This is a genomic window from Candidatus Cyanaurora vandensis (assembly GCF_013285555.1).
Lineage (GTDB): Bacteria > Cyanobacteriota > Cyanobacteriia > Gloeobacterales > Anthocerotibacteraceae > Cyanaurora > Cyanaurora vandensis.
The window spans coordinates 1-17,793 of record NZ_JAAXLT010000183.1; the positions used below are offsets into that span (position 1 = coordinate 1).

18 protein-coding genes, 1 tRNA gene and 1 pseudogene are annotated in these 17,793 nt (G+C 55.8%); 11 read left to right on the forward strand and 9 right to left on the reverse strand.

Annotated elements, in window-relative coordinates:
* Positions 1–245 precede the first annotated feature (245 nt).
* Positions 246–431: a hypothetical protein gene (locus HFM78_RS12795; protein ID WP_287129837.1), complete on the forward strand. Its 186-nt coding sequence runs from the start codon at positions 246–248 to the stop codon at positions 429–431.
* 3 nt (positions 432–434) lie between these two features.
* Here HFM78_RS12795 and HFM78_RS12800 read toward each other — a convergent pair whose 3' ends face one another.
* Complete coding sequence (locus HFM78_RS12800; RefSeq protein WP_287129838.1) at positions 435–1,586, reverse strand: MFS transporter; 1,152 nt, start codon at positions 1,584–1,586, stop codon at positions 435–437.
* A 175-nt stretch (positions 1,587–1,761) separates the two neighbouring features.
* On the opposite strand from HFM78_RS12800, the gene HFM78_RS12805 reads away from it, so the two are divergent.
* Both HFM78_RS12805 and HFM78_RS12810 read left to right on the forward strand, forming a co-directional pair.
* Positions 1,762–2,217 carry a hypothetical protein gene (locus tag HFM78_RS12805; RefSeq protein WP_287129839.1) on the forward strand — a complete coding sequence of 152 codons (456 nt, stop codon included), beginning with the start codon at positions 1,762–1,764 and terminating at the stop codon, positions 2,215–2,217.
* Positions 2,214–2,828, forward strand: a complete 615-nt coding sequence (locus tag HFM78_RS12810) for a hypothetical protein (protein WP_287129840.1) — start codon at positions 2,214–2,216, stop codon at positions 2,826–2,828. The genes HFM78_RS12805 and HFM78_RS12810 overlap by 4 nt, the downstream gene beginning before the upstream one ends.
* A gap of 104 nt (positions 2,829–2,932) precedes the next feature.
* Here the strand turns inward: HFM78_RS12810 and HFM78_RS12815 are convergent, their stop codons facing one another.
* The 5 genes from HFM78_RS12815 to HFM78_RS12835 all read right to left on the reverse strand — a co-directional run bounded on the left by HFM78_RS12815 (position 2,933) and on the right by HFM78_RS12835 (position 7,205).
* Positions 2,933–4,354, reverse strand: a complete 1,422-nt coding sequence (locus HFM78_RS12815; RefSeq protein WP_287129841.1) for a serine/threonine-protein kinase — start codon at positions 4,352–4,354, stop codon at positions 2,933–2,935.
* A 59-nt stretch (positions 4,355–4,413) separates the two neighbouring features.
* Entirely contained in the window at positions 4,414–5,331 is a 918-nt protein-coding gene (lptC, locus tag HFM78_RS12820) for an LPS export ABC transporter periplasmic protein LptC (RefSeq protein WP_287129842.1), read from the reverse strand.
* Complete coding sequence (locus HFM78_RS12825; RefSeq protein WP_287129843.1) at positions 5,332–6,177, reverse strand: tetratricopeptide repeat protein; 846 nt, start codon at positions 6,175–6,177, stop codon at positions 5,332–5,334.
* A complete protein-coding gene (locus HFM78_RS12830) occupies positions 6,174–7,082 on the reverse strand; it encodes a glycosyltransferase family 2 protein (RefSeq protein ID WP_287129844.1) in 909 nt (302 codons plus the stop codon). The genes HFM78_RS12825 and HFM78_RS12830 overlap by 4 nt, the downstream gene beginning before the upstream one ends.
* Positions 7,083–7,129: 47 nt before the next feature.
* Positions 7,130–7,205 (reverse strand) — tRNA-Arg (locus HFM78_RS12835).
* Between the two features lie 326 nt (positions 7,206–7,531).
* Here HFM78_RS12835 and HFM78_RS12840 point away from each other — a divergent pair.
* The 3 genes from HFM78_RS12840 to HFM78_RS12850 all read left to right on the forward strand — a co-directional run bounded on the left by HFM78_RS12840 (position 7,532) and on the right by HFM78_RS12850 (position 9,426).
* The gene (locus HFM78_RS12840) at positions 7,532–7,816 is read left to right on the forward strand and encodes a hypothetical protein (RefSeq protein ID WP_287129845.1); all 285 of its coding nucleotides are present in this window, start codon (positions 7,532–7,534) and stop codon (positions 7,814–7,816) included.
* A gap of 4 nt (positions 7,817–7,820) precedes the next feature.
* Positions 7,821–8,705 (forward strand): hypothetical protein, encoded by an 885-nt coding sequence (locus tag HFM78_RS12845; RefSeq protein WP_287129846.1) that lies wholly within the window; start codon positions 7,821–7,823, stop codon positions 8,703–8,705.
* A 73-nt stretch (positions 8,706–8,778) separates the two neighbouring features.
* A complete protein-coding gene (locus tag HFM78_RS12850; RefSeq protein ID WP_287129847.1) occupies positions 8,779–9,426 on the forward strand; it encodes a Uma2 family endonuclease in 648 nt (215 codons plus the stop codon).
* Between the two features lie 15 nt (positions 9,427–9,441).
* On the opposite strand, the gene HFM78_RS12855 is transcribed toward HFM78_RS12850, so the two are convergent.
* The gene (locus HFM78_RS12855) at positions 9,442–9,825 is read right to left on the reverse strand and encodes a nuclear transport factor 2 family protein (protein ID WP_287129848.1); all 384 of its coding nucleotides are present in this window, start codon (positions 9,823–9,825) and stop codon (positions 9,442–9,444) included.
* A 110-nt stretch (positions 9,826–9,935) separates the two neighbouring features.
* Here HFM78_RS12855 and HFM78_RS12860 point away from each other — a divergent pair, with 110 nt between their 5' ends.
* On the forward strand, positions 9,936–10,991 hold the full coding sequence (locus HFM78_RS12860; RefSeq protein WP_287129849.1) for a metallophosphoesterase: 1,056 nt from the start codon (positions 9,936–9,938) through the stop codon (positions 10,989–10,991).
* 159 nt (positions 10,992–11,150) lie between these two features.
* Here HFM78_RS12860 and HFM78_RS12865 read toward each other — a convergent pair whose 3' ends face one another.
* Together HFM78_RS12865 and trpD are read right to left on the reverse strand one after the other, a co-directional pair.
* Positions 11,151–12,503 (reverse strand): aconitase/3-isopropylmalate dehydratase large subunit family protein, encoded by a 1,353-nt coding sequence (locus HFM78_RS12865; protein WP_287129850.1) that lies wholly within the window; start codon positions 12,501–12,503, stop codon positions 11,151–11,153.
* 155 nt (positions 12,504–12,658) lie between these two features.
* Positions 12,659–13,675, reverse strand: coding sequence for an anthranilate phosphoribosyltransferase (gene trpD / locus HFM78_RS12870; RefSeq protein WP_287129851.1), 1,017 nt, complete (start codon positions 13,673–13,675; stop codon positions 12,659–12,661).
* Between the two features lie 111 nt (positions 13,676–13,786).
* Between trpD and lpdA the strand changes: the two genes are divergently transcribed.
* From lpdA to HFM78_RS12890, 4 genes and pseudogenes are all read left to right on the forward strand, one after another.
* A complete protein-coding gene (gene lpdA / locus HFM78_RS12875) occupies positions 13,787–15,181 on the forward strand; it encodes a dihydrolipoyl dehydrogenase (RefSeq protein ID WP_287130829.1) in 1,395 nt (464 codons plus the stop codon).
* Complete coding sequence (locus HFM78_RS12880) at positions 15,165–16,304, forward strand: DUF4350 domain-containing protein (protein WP_287129853.1); 1,140 nt, start codon at positions 15,165–15,167, stop codon at positions 16,302–16,304. Before lpdA ends, HFM78_RS12880 begins: the two co-directional genes overlap by 17 nt.
* A complete protein-coding gene (locus tag HFM78_RS12885) occupies positions 16,301–17,251 on the forward strand; it encodes a MoxR family ATPase (RefSeq protein ID WP_287129854.1) in 951 nt (316 codons plus the stop codon). Before HFM78_RS12880 ends, HFM78_RS12885 begins: the two co-directional genes overlap by 4 nt.
* Positions 17,252–17,342: 91 nt before the next feature.
* Positions 17,343–17,793 (forward strand): annotated as a pseudogene (locus HFM78_RS12890) (hypothetical protein); the annotation flags it as partial.

Here is a 17,793-nt window from a genome sequence, read left to right on the forward strand (position 1 = left end):
GGAGAAGTTATTTTAGACAATAAATCATCGATATTTTAAAATCAAAAGCTCTTAGGAGCTAATTTCCTATCATCCTATTAATAAATCGAGGTTCCCTTAAGTTGAATTCTTCTGTCCTCATCCATGTACCCCATCATCTTGATTCCCCCCGCCCTCAAGTCCGCCCTTTAAACCATGCCTGGGGTACCTAAGCCCGTTGCACCCGGCCTTGACCCGCAACTGATGACCGTAAACGTGGGTGGGTGGTGGTCCGCTTTGCCGAGGTCCAGATCACCCAGCAACCCACTAGCTGCTGCAAAGTCATCGCCCAGACCCTCCAGGACCCCCTCCTCCACAAGCCCTTTAGCCATGTACCCGACTTGCTCCCCGTGCCCCACTGGACTCAAGCCGAAGCCGAGGTCATGGCCCGCACCGGCAGAGACGTGCTGTGAGCGTCAAGCCTGACTGACACGGACGGACTTGGGCAACTGCAAGGCCAAACCCGCCGCCAGGACCCCAAAGGGGATCAGGGCAAGTAGAGCCGAATGGATACCGTACTGGTCCGCCAACCAACCCAGGAGCGGGGTCGCCAAGCCGCCGATACTCCCGGCGAGACCCATGGTCACCCCCGAGGCCATACCGACCCGGCGGGGGAGGTACTCCTGACCCATCACCACCATCACACTCATCGGCGCAAACAGGACCAAACCTAGGGGCACCAAACAAGCGGTCGCTAGCCCTACCCCCGGCAGAGTCAGAAACAGTAACAAAAAGAAGGGGAGTAACCCCAGACTGCCCCAAATCACCCATTGCCGCCCGTAGTGGTCCGCGCTCCAACCACCAAGCAGCGTCCCCACCGCCCCAAAAATCAGAAAAACCGTCAGGGCCAACCCCCCCAGGACTTTTGACTGGCCTAGGACATCCACGAAATACAACGGCAAAAAAGTATTGAGTCCAAAGAAAACAATGGAGCGGCAGACAATCATCGCACTCAAACAGATAAATGGACCCCAATGGTCCACCGCCCAGCTAGGTACTACCACTGCTGACTGACCCGGCGTAACCCGCGCCGCCTGAAATTTATAACCGACGAGCCCAGCCATCAAACACGCCGGGACGAGCATCCAGACCATCCCAGCTAGCCCAAAGCTCAAGAGGAGGGTAGTGGCAAGCAGCGGCCCCAAGGCAAAGCCGAGATTACCCCCGACCGAGAACCAACTCATGCCCGTAGCGCGTTGGCTAGCAGCGACGCGATTGACCATCCGGGCGGCCTCGGGGTGGAAGGCGGCGGAACCGATCCCACCCAGGCCCATAGCCAATAGCAGTAACCCGTAGTCAGCGAACACTCCAGTTAGGGCAATTCCTGTCCCAGTGGCAAGGAGTCCAAAGGGCATGAGCCAAGGCGCAGGGCGTTGGTCAGCCAGTTGTCCAAAGATGGGCTGGACTAGGGAGGAAACTAGGGTGAAAACCAGCACCAGCGTCGCAGCAGTGGCGTAGGAGAAATGACGCTCAGCAATTAAAAAAGGTAGGAGGGCGGGTAAAACGCCTTGATTTAAGTCCAAGCTGAGATGTCCGGCAGTCAAAACAATAATGGCTCTACGGTCCATTGCACTCCCCTCTAGAACAGATCATCTGATGAATAAGATAACAGATCATCTGATGTTTGGAAAAGAAGGATAAGGATTTCTTCTGTTTTGGCTTATCGCAACTGGCTAGCCACTCCCAGACGTGTGGCAGGACTGCTTAGAGCTATTATCAGGGCAGTCATCGTGGGACTTGTCCATGCCACCGCCCGAGGACCTACAACAACTTTTGTATGAGCGCGAACAACTCATCCAAGAACTTGCTCAAGAACTTATCCAGGTCAACCAGCACAACCGCGTCCTACAACAGGCAGCGGACCCGGCTACTAGCCCAGCCCAGCCCAATGAGCGGGTAGCTTGGTTGGAGCGGCAGTTAACCAAAGCCCGTGAGGACTTGGCGGCAAAGGAACGGGAGAACTACGTGCTGCTAGAGCGGGTACAACAAGGGCAACAGGAGAATCAGAAGCTTCAACAATACTTACGGGAACTCCCCGATTTGTACCGCCGCAAGTTCACCGAGCGTATGGGACCTTTTAAGGAACGCATGAATCAAGTCGAGCGCGAGAACCACCGACTCCAGCAATGCCTCCAGACCCTAGGCCAGCTCCCCGACGGGGCCCAACCCCTCCTCCCCGAGAGCACCACTGAACTATGAACCCCGCCCATACCTATTTGGAACAGACCGCTCAACGGTTGGGTCTGCCCCTCATCCTGCCGCCCGTCCCCGCCTTTACGCCAGTTGCCCTGACGCTGCCTTGGCCGGACTCCCGCGTAGATGTCCTCTATTTGCCGATTATCTGGACCGCGCGGGGACCCCTGTACGGGGAGGCCATTGCCCGATGTGGAGATTTCTATATCCAGCCCTGGGACCTGAGTGACTCAGAGCGGCAGGGATACTACCAGTTGGCCCGAGCTACGCTTGGGGACCAGACTCCCGCTGGAGTTTACCTGTTGACCTTTGAGCCCAAGCAGGGTCAAACCGTGGCGGTGGGGTTTACCGCGATGCCGACAGATGCGGCTCTCGTCTCGGTGGTAGTCCAGCAACCAGATTTATTTTTGTGTCATTGTTATGCGGCGGCGGGGCTACCAGTGGTTGAAGTACAGGCTTGGCGGCAAGGGGCCGTCTGTCTGACGCAAGTGCCCGCTAAACAAGCTTTAGTTTGGCCTGGTGTAATCTGGTACCCTGACTGGATTGGTTGCTGGGTTTATCCGCCCCCCACTGACCATGCTGGGCATCCCCTGGCAGCATTACCTCCTCTACATTAGGAGGACTTAACCACCTACAAGCCCTACCTGAGTGGATAGGCTGAAAAAACAGTAGTCGGACGTTACGTGTTTAATCAAGCCTATCCACTTTTTCACCGTCAAAACTAACTAAAGAACCTTTGCCATAGGTCCCGGCTGAGTTGGCTAAAACGGCGCAGCGGGTCCTCCGCTTCTGGCAGTACAACGGGTGACGGGGGTTGGAGTTGCTTGGGACGGCGGGCGCGGGCGGCGGCGGCAAGTTGGGCCACTACATCACTGGGAGCCTGTCCAGGATTGGTGAGACGTTGGGCACGTTGGGCAAGGTTTTGGGTGTTAGCGGGTACGGTCGCTTGGTGCAACCGCTCCCCCACGGCTGAGGCATCGGCGGGTCGTTCGGCGGCACTGCTCAAACAATCTTCCAGGAGGTCCACCACCCCGGCGGGGACTTGCCGCCGAGTCAAGAGACGACGGACATTGACGGGTTCGGCCTCTACTTCACCAAGAAACATCTGGAAAGCCGTCACCCCCAGCGCGTAGACATCGCCTTTTTTGAGTCCCGCTAAGTCCTCTCTGGCAACCCGGCCCTGGCGGATCTCCGGGGGCAAATAGAGCGGGGTCCCGACCACGCCCAGGCCCACGGAGGAGAAACCCGTGGTCAACTGTCGAAAGAGAGCCAAATTATTCTCAACCCCGATTCGTCCCAACCCAAAATCCGTAATCACCGCCCGTCCCAGGCTATCCAGGAGGATATTTCCCGGCTTGATATCGCGGTGGACGATCCCCCGTTGGTGGGCGACCCCTAGTCCCAGCACCATCTGCTGAAAAAGGACCAAAGCGCGGTCCACGGGCACTTGTCCACCCTGGGCGGTGCGCCGACTGACCCAATCCACCAAATCCCCCCCCGGACAAAAAGCAAAGGCCAGATAGGGCGGGTTACAAGCGAAATTAGATTGCTCTAGCCGCACAATATGGGGTGTATCGAGTTGGGACAACAGACCGCGCAGGACATCGCGTTCCCGGAGTAAGACCTGAGCCGCTAGGGGGTCCGTACAGAACTTGACCGCGTGCTCAACCTGTTTATCAAGGTGCCGCGCCCGCCAGACCTCGCCAAAACTACCCGCGCCCAAAAACTGCAACAATTCATACTGCCCGTCCACCGTCCCCTGACCAATATCAAACTGCAAGGGCCGGAGCGGGACCACTCGGGTAAAGTCCGCCACACTCGCCAAGGCTCGGGACCCCGCCTGGAAGGTACGCGGCAAGTTGAGCAGAGTTTCTTCAAGTTCAGCGGCGCGGCCCTCCGACAGGGTACCTTTAAACTCCTGTTTGGCCTCCTGGAGGGCTTGGCGGGTCTCCTCTGGGGTCAGGTTCGCAATGGCTTCGGCGTTCTCCTGGGCTTCTTGACCATCCGTGAACCATTCCCGACGGATTACTTCCACCACCGCAATCCCCGCCCGTAAGGCCGGGACATCCAACAGTTCGGCTCCCCCGGCCCACAATGCCTTGAGTAAAATTCGGCCTACCTGTTTGGGGTTCTGGGGTTGCATACAAGATTTAAACTTCGCTCATAAATTATAATCGCCGCAAATTTACCCTGGGGGCGGGATCACTTCAAAGCCAAAGTTTCGAGACTTGTCCGCACTTGGCCCTTAATCTGGACGGTCCCGGCCTTGAGGTCGGCTACGGCACTGTTACCCTGGACGCGCACTTGGCCTTGGCGGTAATCCACGTTTCCACTGACGGTGAGGAGGTTTTGGGGCTGGTCCCAACGGGCGGTGGTGGCAGTCAGGTCTTGGCGGGGAGTCTGGTGCTGGTAGGCCATCCCTTGATTGGCAATGAGGGTCTGGGCCTTGAGATTCCAGTCTAGGACCGGAGCTTGCAGGCGGCTCACGGGGTCTTGGACGGTGACGGTCTGGGCTTGGATCTGCCCTTGCTCCACCTGCCAACGGGCCGTGGTGGCGGTGAGGACGACGTTGCGCTTGGGCTGGGTAGCGGTCACTTTACCCGATAGATTGAGTAAATCCCCGGCAAGGTCCCCCTCCATGCGCTCCCCCTTGACAATGATTCCTTGCACCGGGTCGGTCAAGGTAACTCCGCCCGTGGCCTCCACTCGGTCTTGGTCGGGCAACCAGCGCAACTCAGGGGTGGTGAAATAGACCTTGCGCTGCACGGAGCGGGCCACGACGACCCCCGAGAGGACAATCACCCTGGCTTCCGTCTGGATCTGCCCCTTGGTGGCCTTCACGAGGAGGGTTTTGATGCCGTCTTCAAAAAAGGCTCCCTCAATCCCCGTGACTACCGCTACTTTGCCATCGCGGGAGTATTCGGCGCGTTTGGCCTTCAGTTCCCACAACTGGCCCCGGCCCTGCTGGTCGGATTCCGTGAGAATAATGTTATCAAAGCTGAGCGAGGGTTTGTTCGTCGCAATCGCGGCCTCGGCGGGGTTGGTCTGCCCCGGCCCGCCACTACAACCCGCCCCTAGCCCCGCCAGGATCAGCGCGACCAAGGCCAAGAGGTAACGCACCTACTTACCCTGAGCGCGTAGCTGGAAGGCCATCTTCATCGCTGCCACTGCTTCCTTGAGTTGGCCTTGCTTGAAGTACAACTGGGCCAAGGCAAAGTGGCTGAGGGGGTTGCTGGGGTCAGTGGTGAGGGATTCGCGGATTAAAGACTCCGCCTGTTTCATATCGCCCCGGTCGTAGTTGAGGAAGGCGAGGTAGTTCTGGGCCCAGGTCTGATTTTTGTCTTGGGTCAAGATGGTCTGCAACTGGGTCTCGGCATTGCCCCGGCGCGAGCGCACTTCGTCGAGCATCGTTACCACTTCCAGGTTATTGAGGCGTTTAGCAGCCTCTTTGTCCCCATTTTTGAGGTAGGCCCTAAAGTCGTCCCACCAGCCGTCCGGGATGGTCTGACCGCGCTGGAGCGGTTCCATGTACTTCTCACGGGCGAGCTCTTTGAGTTGGAGACCACGGGCGAAGGAGGCCATCGCGGCGCGGTAGCGGGCTTCTTGGTCCTTGGGGTTCTTCTTGATCTGGGCTTCGGTGTCCTGGAGGATTTTGAGGGTGTACTCGGGGCTGAGTTTGTCAATATCCAGCGCTACGGGCCACGCCCGGTCTAACAAAGAAGTACGCGAATAAGCCATCAGGAGGTCAAATTTCAAATCTACGTTCTTGGGGTCGGCCTTACTCTGTTGTTCTAGTTGCTGGATCTGTTGGGGGACGACGAGTTTGGCGGAGTCCGGTAAAAACTGGGGCCGCTCTTCCTGGACCCCGACGCTAATCTGTAATGTGTCCTGGTCAGTGGTCTGGGCCAAAGCGGGAAGGGGAATCCCAACCACCATCACACCCAGAATCAAACGGATTACGCTCATGATTGTTGCTCCCGAAAGGCGGCATAAACCCCTTGGACGTTGTACCAGTTCAAGAAAATGCGCGCTAGCTCCAGGGCTAGTTGGGGCCTTCCCTGATCAACCAAAAATTGTAACACAGGAGCGAGGGTTTTCTCATTGAGTAGACCCCCTAGAGAGAGGGCACCCCAGAGGGTTTGGTGTAAGGGCGTCATCTGAATCATCATTTTGACTTGCCAAGTCGGGTGTTTGCGGTAGAACCGGACCCCCATGCGGCCCCGTTCGTATTCCACCTGGATCAGGCGGGGCAACTGTTGTAGCCGAAAAGCCGGGTGCCAGTGATAACCGACAGCCTGGGGACATTTAATAAGTTTCAGTCCAAGCTTCTTCAGCCGCACGCCGAGTTCTAGGTCCTCCCAGCCGTAGAGCGTGAACCCTTCATCAAAGAGCCCCGCTTCCAGGAGCCATTTACGTTGGATGGCGACATTCCCGGTGGCAAAATAAGCGGCGGAAAAATCGGTAATTTTGTAGGACTCCTGAGTGGGTTGCTCGAAGTTGGCAGTATTGACCACCCGCCCGTAGGTGAACACGCGGTCACTCCCGGCCTGGGTCAAGGCTTGGTGGTGGGCGGCGAGAAACACTTCCGTCACCACCAAATCCGAGTCAATGAAGACAACCGTATCGCCCTTGGCCTCCCGCACGCCGAGATTACGGGCAACCGCTGGCCCCCCATGGTTCTGCTCAATCAACCGGAGGTGCGGGAAACGGGCGGGGTTCGTCTGGAGAAACGGCACGGTCCCGTCGGTGGAGCCATCATCTACCACCACGACTTCATAGGTCCCGTCCCAGGTCTGCTTTTCCAAGGCATCCAGGCACTTGGTCAGGATGGGTAAACGGTTGTAGGTGGGGATGACCACACTGAAAAACATAGACTGACCCCAGACCGTTGCTTGATTATTGTATCTGTGGCTGTGGATGGTGGCCCTGACAGGATTCGAACCTGTGACCTAAGCGTTAGGAGTGCCTCGCTCTATCCCCTGAGCTACAGAGCCGACCCGCGCCTAGTATACACCTCAGAAAATCAGCCAGACTAGAGGGAGGTCCGAGGGGAACCGATGCAGTTAGATTTCGTGAAGCTAATCATTGCTGGAGGCTTTTTACTCGGGATGACCTTACTCATCTTCTATACATGGCAGTCGCGCCGGGGTTCCTAGGCTTGGTCACCAGCCGTAGCGGTGATTAAGTGAGCTTTCTAGACCTGTCAGCATGATGTCAAGGTCAGCGTAGTGTAAATCTTCCTCAGGGTTTGTCAAAAAGAGAGTAGATGCATATAAGATTCTTAGTACAACTTAGTCAGCCGTTCGAGAGGTGCTTTTCCATGCCTGCTACCTTACTTATTGATCGTCAGCAGCTTTCCAAGTTATCCAAAGAAGTTCTGCGTCCACTTGGCTTGGGTCAGTACTCGCTTTACAAAATTGAAGTACCCAGTGTTCCAGAGGTTGTTTATGCCTTGAGAACCAGTGCAACAAAAATCTTCTTCCTCAAAGTGGATGGAGAACCTGTATCTGTAAATGAGCATCTAGACTTTAGAGTGCTGGAACGAGTGGTGATTGATAATTCAGCAGAACAGTTTTTCGTGCCTAATTCTGCCGTTTCAAGGTGATTGGGTGAGTCTTCTTGGGGATGATTCACTTTGGGTTTTCCTAAGCGGTTCTGACGAGAGCCGTTTTCTAGATGACATTTCTTTCGGTATTGAATGCTTATTTTATAGAGGCTTTCCTCTAGATAATGTTGCTCTATTTATTGATCAGCCGATAGGTGCTAATTTCAGACAGGTTTATACTTTTAGACCAGGATTAAATATTTATAGAACTGCTGATTTACACGAAGAATTATTCAAAAGAACTAATTATACTAAGCTTGTGATTATCGTCACGGGACATGGTAGCAGCTTAGGAATAGATGCTTCACCAGTAATTAAACCGTATCACCTACTACACGTGCTTAAATCTCTTGGGCACTTGCAGCAGGTACTCGTTGTTTTAGGTCAATGTTTCGCTGGTACGTTTAATTTTGTAGAAGCCAGGAGCTTTGACCCCGTAACCAAAGCGGTTTTAAATCCAGAAATTTGTATCCTCGGAGCCGCTGATCTGACAACTAGTGTGAGTGTGCCCCTGAGTTATGCCTCGATTTTTCCCTTCAATAGGTTTAGTTGCACGCTTAAATGGACTGCTAATCTATACTTAGCTCATTTCATGGAGGGCGTAGCTACTCCAAAAGATATTGATGGGGATGGAAGATGCACTGTTCTGGATATGTACAAATCTGCTGGAATAGAGACGAATCAATTATTGTCTCAGGTGAGAGCAACAGCAATGCAAGAGCTTGTCGAATTACTACAGCAACCTATGGTCGTAGCCTCATCTAGTACGGAACTGGTTAAACTATTTCAGCAAGCACGAGAAGATGCGATTGCACGTATAGATGCAATCTTGGTTAACCAAAACTTTTGGATACTAAACGCAAACTATGCTCGTACCTTAGAGTTCTGAGACTGAATTCTCAGTGTGAGACTCTGTGGAACCCTGCTTAGGTTTGAGTATACTGAGGTCCCGGAGGTAAATTATGACGACTAACCTGGGTACGGCAACCAAAATTACAACAGATACTTGGCTACGCGCAACCTGGGAGGAATTTTTGGGTGTTGCCGATGACCCGGCTTATCTTCAGGGCCGGGCTTACTACGACCATAGTCAGATGAGGGTTGAAATGGCGGCTTTGGGTGCGGCTCATGGTCATGACAACGCTCTGTTGTTAATTATTATTACTATCTTCACAACCTTGAAGAAAATACGGGTGCAACAGTTTTCAAACACTAGTTTTCGGAGAGAAGGACTTCAGGAGTGTCAACCGGACTGCGCCTTTTATATCGGGGACGATTACAAAGCCTTGCCTCGTGGAAATGCACCTGTAAATGTAGACCTGATGGGACCGCCTTCTTTAGTGATTGAAATTGGTGCCTCTTCCATCAATGATGACTTGGGGCGTAAGCGCGTGTTGTACGAGCGTCTCGGCGTGCGTGAATATTGGGTAGTAGATGTGGCGGTAGCTGAGGTATTTGCGTTCTCCGTAGCTGAGGAACGCAGTGGGCGGATTGAGAACTCGGTGGTTCTGCCGGGGTTGAAGATGGCGGTGGTTGAAGAGACCCTGCGGCGGGGGCAGCAGGAAGATGATGCAACGATTGGTCAGTGGTTGATGGAACTTTTTTGCTAACCTCTAGGCAAATCATCAATGGGGAACCCTGGGTACAAAGGCCGCTGAATCAAAATAGGTCCGAAACCGCTGCACTTGTTCACCTTGGAACTCTAGGATGCTCACCCCGCGATAGCTCATCGGTTTACCCGAGGGGAGGGTGCCCGTGGAAGTCCATTCGAGAACTGTTAACTTTTCGCCTTCGACGACGTGTTCAAATTCGGAATGGACCTGACCAAAGGTTGCGAGATATTCCTGCCAGTACATACGGATGGCGGCTTTGCCCTGTAGCGGCTGGGATTGAATCAAGTTCCCGAACTCGGCATCTTCGCTGAAAAGGGCAACTAAGGGTTCGACATCTTTGGTCTGTTCGGTTTGTTGGAGGGTCTGCATGAAGCGGTCAGCAACGGGGCTAGCCATGGGTGTCCTCACAGGTTACTTTTTACCCTAGCGGACGAGGTAGGGCTTGGCCTCTATCTAGGGTCGGGACCGAAACAAGGGAAAATGATGGAACGATAGGGGACGCAAGGATGAAATGGGGTTGGTGGTTCGGCTGGGTGCTACTGTGGCTGACTCCGGGGGCGGGGGCCCTAGACTTGCCGCCCCGTCAGGACGTGCGGGTGGTTGTAATCAGTGACCTGAACAGCCAGTACGGTGCTACGGACTACGAGTCTCAGGTGAAACGGGCCATTGCGCTCATTCCTACTTGGCAGCCGGACCTTGTGCTCTGTAGTGGGGACATGATTGCGGGTCAGGATTCGTCTTTGTCTACTCAGCAAATCCGGGCGATGTGGGCCGGGTTTGACCGTCATATTGCCCAGCCCTTGCGGCAAGCGGGTTTACCCTTTGGATTTACGCTGGGAAACCACGATAGTTCTAGTTATCAGACCCGTACAGGAAGCTATCCTTATCAACGGGACCGAGCTGAGGCCATCCGTTATTGGCAAGGACAGGACCCTAAACTCAACTTCGTGGACCGGACGGGCTTTCCTTTTTATTACACCTTCCAACAGCAAGGGGTTTTTTATCTGGTCTGGGATGCTTCCTCAGCTCAGATTCCCTCTACGCAGTTGACTTGGGCGAAGCGGAGTCTGGCGAGTCCGACCGCTAAAACTGCCAAAATGCGGGTGGTCATCGGGCATCTACCGCTCTACGCCGTGGCTAAGGGCCGGGACAAACCAGGTGAAGTGCTAGCTGACGCGGAGCAGTTGCGGGGCTTGCTAGAACAATACCGGGTCCATACCTACATCAGTGGACATCAACATAGCTATTACCCTGGTCATCGCGGTCAACTCCAACTCCTCCAGACCAGTGCCCTCGGCAGCGGTCCCCGCCCACTCATCAGTGGTCCCCCGCAACGTCGTAATACCCTGACTGTGGTAGACCTGGATCTCAAAAAGTCCACCACTACTTACACGACCTACGACCTCAAAACCATGACTGTGATTGACCCCACCACCCTACCGCGCTTCTTGGTTGGACCCAGGGGACTCGTGTTACGGCGAGACGTGCGCTGGGAGCAGTTGACCCGCCAAGAACAGGCGACTTGTGTGAATCAGTTGGGGGCTGGGCGGTGCGGTCCTTGATAATTGTAATTATCATGAATTATTGAGGGATGTTAGGAATATATTCGGTGGGTGGTACATAGAGGAAACTACACTACATTCTCAAATCGAAATTTTTATGTTTAGGTAAGTAGTTTTGGAGCGTAGTTCATCGTATGTGAAGAACCATCTGTATAAGAACTACGCCAAGAATTCCCGTGGGTCCGTCACATAGCCCCGGATGGCTGAAGCCGCTACGGTGTAGGGGGAGGCTAGGTAGACTTGGGCACGTTTGTCGCCCATCCGTCCAGGGAAGTTGCGGTTGGTGGTCGAGATACAAACTTCGGCATTGTTTAAGCGACCAAAGGTATCTTGAGGACCACCGAGACAGGCCGCGCAGGACGGGTCAGCGGGGTCCAGACAGCCGGATTCAAAGAAGATATCCGCCAAGAGCTTGCCGTCAATCATCTCGGTGAAAAGCCCGTCATAGACTTCACGGGTTGCCGGGACGAGGTAGGTGGGGACCCGCACGGCCTGACCTTTGAGGAGTTTCGCGGCGTGAATGAAGTCCTCAATCTTGCCGCCAGTGCAGGAGCCGATATAGGCGCGGTCAATCTTGACATCGCTACATTCTCTTGCCAGGGCCCGGTTGTCAGGGCTATGGGGACGGGCGACGACGGGTTCGAGCAGGGAGGTATCGTAGGTTTTAGTAAAAACATAATCTGCATCGGGGTCGCTGTGAAAAACCTGATAGGGTTTGGTCGTGCGCTGATTTACATAGTTAAAAGTCGTCTCATCGGCGGGAATCACGCCATTTTTACCCCCGGCCTCAATGACCATATTGGTCAAGGTCATCCGCTCTTCCATAGACATCCGGCTCACCGCCTCACCCCCGAATTCTAGGGTCCGGTAGGTCGCTCCTGAGACCGAAATATCACCAATCACCCACAGGATTAGGTCCTTCGCCAAGAGGTAAGGCGGAATTTCGCCGGTGAAATCAAAGCGCATCGTCTCCGGGACCTTGAGTAAAATCCGCCCCGTGCCCAACACAAAAGCCGCATCGGTATTACCAATCCCCGTGGCGAACTGCCCAAAAGCCCCCGCATTACAGGTGTGGGAATCCGTCCCGACCAGCACTTCACCGGGCCGGGTATGTCCCTGTTGCGCCAAGGCCAAATGACAGACCCCCGCATATTTAGAGCCGTAGGGCTTGGTCTGCTGGGGATCGAACTGCCAGGACCCCTGGGGGTCATCCATCACATCATAAAAATAGCGAATGCCCTGTTCGCGTACAAACTCGCGCAGGATGTCCACATTGCGGTTGGCCCGTCGGTCCTGGGTGAAAATGTAGTGGTCCGGGATGATGACGACCTTCTCTGTATCCCAGACCTTCGCATCGGCTCCGAATTCTTTTTTGAAAATACCAATCGTCCCCGGCCCACAGACATCATGGGTCATCAACACGTCTACCGCTACCCAGATGTTATCGCCCGGTTCGACTCGGGGGCGGTTACTATGCTGAGCAAGGATTTTTTGGGTGATGGTCTGGGCCATGGTGGGTCCTCGGCGGGTAAGTTTTAGTGTACCGGATGTTGGCATGTGGACCGGCACAAGGTCTCAGTCAACCCTTATGACTATGGCGATGACTCCTACTAAAAGCAATCTATACCTTCAGATGGACACTTTTCTTTTTAGGCTCGGTAGGGTCGTTAATGAACGGTCAAAAAGCGGCTCAGGGCTGTCACTTTTTCCCAGGCGGCCCCTGACTGGAGACACGCCTGGGCCAGCCGGACCCCAGTCGACCAGTCTGGGGCCAGCCCACCCACCTGGAGGACTGCACTGGCATTGAGGGCGACCACCTCCCGTTGGGCGCGGGTGCCTTGGCCCTTGAGGACCGCTTCGAGGATTTGACCATTCTCGCGGACGGAGGCCCCGGTAATGGCAGCGAGGGGCGCGGGTTCAAGACCCAGGGTCTGTGGCTGGATCTCGGTACGCCAAAATCTGTCTGCCTTGAATCCCACCACCGTCGTCGGCGCCCCCAATCCCGCCTCATCTAGACCCTCCTGACCGTGGAGGACCAAGGCTTGCTCACCGCCTAGGTTGTGAAGAACAGTAGCTAAGGTCTCCACGAGGGACCCCGGATATACACCCAAGACTTGCGCGGTGGGAGCCAGGGGATTTGCTAAGGGACCAATCAAGTTAAAAATTGTCCGTATCCCAAGGGCACGACGCACCGAGGCGACCTGCTTGAGGGCGGGATGCCAGTGCGGCGCATATAAAAAAGTTACCCCTACGGCTTCGACAGCATCGCGGACCCGTGCAAAGGGTGCGTTCAGGTCAATCCCCAGATATTCCAAGACATCGGCAGAACCGACGACCCCGGAGGCGGACCGATTCCCGTGCTTGGCGACCTTGACTCCGCAAGCAGCCCCGACAAAAGCCACTGCCGTCGAGATATTAAAGGAACCCGTGCCACTCCCGCCCGTACCACAGGTATCCACGAGGGTCCCGACGGTCAACGGGTCTTCACTGGCCTCACGCACGGCCCGCACAAACCCCGTCAACTCGCCCACCTCTGTACCCTTGGCTTGGAGTGCAACGAGGAGGGCCGCGCCCATGACTTCTGAGACCCCGCCCTCTAGCCAAACCGTCATCAGTTGGTGGGCCTGTTCCTGGCTGAGGTGTTCGCGGTTAAGGATCTGTTTGAGGAGAGCGGGTAAGTTCATGGGTTTTCCCTGCGGTCATGGCGATGTTCAATTGCTGAATGAATGATACCCCGTGAGTCTAGCCAAGTTCGTGGGGAGACATTCCTGTGGGCCAAGGACGGGTACTATCTAATGGATATTCACCGAGAGGCAGGCGTGGACTTTGATTATGATGTCCTCATCATCGGGGCGGGTGTAGGGGGCCATGGGGCCGCGCTGCAGGCGGTGGCGCGGGGTCTCAGGACCGCGATTGTCGAATATCAGGAGATGGGCGGTACCTGTATCAACCGGGGCTGTATTCCTTCTAAGGCACTCCTGGCGGCGGCTGGGACCCTCCGTAAATTGACCCATACCGAAGTTTTTGGGATTAGCGTGGGTCAAGTCAGCTTTGACCGGGCCAAGATCGCTGACCATGCCCACCAAGTCGTGACTAAGATCCGCACAGACTTGACCAAGAGTCTAGACAAGCTCAACGTCAAAACCATCCATGGCAAAGCCCGCCTCACCTCCGCCCAATCGGTCCTAATTGAGACCGCCGGGGGTCCCCTCACCGTCACGGCCCAAGATATTATCGTCGCCACGGGTTCAGTCCCCTTTGTCCCGCCCGGTATCCAGGTGGACGGACACACGGTCTTCACCTCCGATGAGGGCGTGCGCCTAGATTGGTTGCCGCAACACCTCTGTATTATCGGCTCGGGCTATATCGGGCTGGAGTTCTCCGATGTGTTCACCGCCCTAGGCTGCCAAGTCACGATGATTGAAGCCCTGGACCGCTTGTTACCGGGGTTTGACCCGGATATTGCGCGGATGGCGGAGCGGGTCTTGATTAAACCCCGGGGCATCCAGACCCACATCAAAACTTTAGCTAAAGAGATCCATCCCGGCTCCCCAGTGCGGATTGTCCTCGCGGACGGCCGGGAAATGACTGCTGATGCCGTGTTGGTGGCGACGGGGCGGATACCCCTCACCCGCAATCTGGGGCTAGAAGAATTGGGGCTAGACCTAGGACGGCGCGGCTTTATTCCGGTGGATGACCACATGGCGACCCCGATTCCACACCTCTGGGCCATCGGCGATGCCACGGGGAAGATGATGCTCGCCCACACCGCCAGTGCCCAGGGTGCGGTCGCCGTGGACAATATCTGTGGACACCCCCGGACGGTGGATTATCAGTCCATCCCAGCGGCGGTTTTCACCCACCCGGAGATTGGCATGGTCGGACTGACCGAACCCCAAGCGAAGGAAGCGGGCTACGAAGTTGCCACAGTGCGGACCTATTTCGGCGGCAACTCCAAGGCCATTGCCCAGGCGGAGACTGACGGAATGTGCAAGCTAGTCTACGCCAAGGACACCGGGGTGCTATTGGGTGCCCATATCCTCGGACCCGAGGCTTCCTTACTGATTGCTGAATGTGCCCAGGCCATCAGTGAACGAGCCACAGTCCAACGTCTAGCCCAAGTCATCCACACTCATCCCACGCTCTCAGAAGTGCTTGAAGAGGCTTACAAACGTGCCAGCGGGGTTTAAATTAGTCGGACTCCTGTTAGTGGTGGCTCTCGGGGGCTGCGCCTTGTTAGAGCGGCCCTATTCCACCCACAACAACGGACCCACGGGCTACGGGGCTTGGTTTGCCTTGTTGCAGAAGCTCAAGCTCCAGCCCGAACGGTGGGAGAACCGTTACCAGATATTGGTGGAGGGACCACCGGGGGCGATGTTAATCCGGGTGAACAGTAAGGTACCCCTCCGCCCAGACCTGTTGCGTTGGGTGCGGGCCGGGAATGTCTTGATTGAACTGGAGAGCCCCCAGCCCCTCACCCCCACTCCCTCGGACCAGACCCTAATTATCCCCACGACGCTCGGGGTCCATACCCGCTCGGTCCAGGTGGCACGGGGCGAGGGCAAAGGCCGGACAGCTTTTGAGGAGCGGATGCTTACCTTGGTGGAATCTGACGAAGAGGTTGCCGCCAGTGCCTTGGCCTTGGGCAGTAACCCAGACCCGCGCTTGGTCATCCAACCCTTGGGGGAGGGTCTCTATATCTATGGCACGGTGGCAGATCTTGCGCTCAACCGTCGGCTCCAGCAGACGGGGAACTATCAGTTTTTCGCCAACCTAGTCCTGCGCTACCGTCCCGGTGCGGACGCGCCGGTCTATATGGATGAGGTCCTGCATGGCTACGGTCCCCAGGAAGCCCCGACCGCCGCTGGTACGCCGTGGTGGGGCTATCTCTTGGCCTCGCCCTTGGCCTTGATTCTGGTCCAGATAGTGGTTCTTTTGGTCGCGGTCATCCTGGGTGCGAATCAACGTTTGGGTCTGCCCCTACCTGCTCCCACCCGGACCCGCGCCAGCAATGCCGAATATCTAGAAGCCCTCGCCAGCACCTACGAACGAGCCGGGGCTAGCCGTCTTGTCCTGGGACTCTTACTCGAAGACTTCCGGCAGTGGCTCAGTCTCCGGTTGAGCGGGCTGAAGCACCTTGAGGATAGTCAACTGATTACGCTCTGGAACCAGGACCCCCGACGGTCAGCCACCACCCCCCAACTCCAGGGATTACTCAATGAAGGGACTCGCACTGGCCCCTTACGTCCCGGTGAACTGTTGGCACGGGTGGATCTACTCAATCGGCTACGTAACGAGGTGCAGTCACGATGAATGGTATTGAAGCCCTCGCTCAGAAACTACATCAGGCTCTAGCCGAAGTCATCGTGGGTCAGAATGCAGTTATTGAAGGGATGGTCATTGCGCTCTTGGCGGATGGTCACGTCCTCCTTGAGGGCTTCCCCGGCACCGCCAAGACCCTCTTGGTCAAGACCCTGGCCCAACTGCTCGGGGCAAAGTTCGCCCGGGTTCAACTGACCCCGGATGTCTTGCCCAGCGACATCGTGGGGACGAGTATTTACGACTTGGAGACGCGCCGTTTCAGTCTACGTCAGGGTCCGGTTTTCACCAGTCTTCTGTTGGCTGATGAGATTAACCGCACGCCGCCTAAAACTCAGTCTGCCCTCTTGGAGGCGATGGAGGAACGGCAAGTAACCTTGGACGGGATGAGTCACCTCTTACCGCCTTTATTCTGTGTGGTAGCGACCCAAAACCCCCTGGAATTCGAGGGTACCTACCCGTTACCGGAAGCCCAGTTAGACCGTTTCTTGTTCAAGTTAGATGTGGGCTACCCCGAGGCCCGTGCCGAAAAAGCGATGCTTCTCAACTTCCAACGGGGCTTCGATAGCCGTCAAATTACCCGCCAGCCCCTCGCCGCTGTTACTTCCACCGCAGAAGTCCTCGCCGCCCGCGAACTCCTCAAAACCCTGACGATTGAGGAATCTATTCTTGATTACATCTTGAGTCTGGTCCAAGCCTCGCGCAAAGTCGCCGACTTGAGCCTGGGTGCCTCCCCCCGCGCCGCGATTGCGTGGCTTGCCGCCGCCCGTGCCCACGCTGGTTTCTACGGTCAAACCTTCGTCACCCCCGACAATGTCAAAGCTGTCGCCCGCCCCCTCCTCCGCCACCGTCTCCTCCTCAGACCCGAAGCTGAGTTAGAAGGCTTGAGCGTGGAACAGGTAATTCAGGGTCTATTGAATCAAGTGACCGTACCGCGCTAATCGGACTCGTGGCTAGCTCGTTCAGTTCGCAGCGGCAAGCGACAGCGTACTGCCAGCGTGTGGAGTGATTAAGACTGCCGCGCTATTGGCTACGCGGGTCCAGCGTAATCTTCCCCCCCGGTGAATCGGTGGGCTGGGCCTTTACTTTTGTGGAACGTATCAGCCACTTTTGGTTGGTAGCTCTAGCGGGTCTCAAGACTTTGGCACTATTTAAGGAAGCAGTAGCGTTGGCTTGGGATTGTTAGCCAGCGTCTACCTCAAGCAATGGGTCTGTGGCAGTGCCTGTAAGGTCTGCAGCAGAGGACTGGAAGTGGCCTGCAAAATCAAAGGTTCGCAGCGACGGCCCCGTGTGGCGTGGATAAAGCCTGAACATCCGTACACGGTCATCAGCCCTAAGTCAGAGGTCCATGCCAATCACAATGAAGCACTCAATATTGCTCTGCGCCGTAGGCGTAGTGCGTATCGCCGTCGCACTAACACCTATAGCAATCCTACAGGAATTGTAAAAGTCGCCATGCTGCTCAACAGCCGCCCCTCCGCCC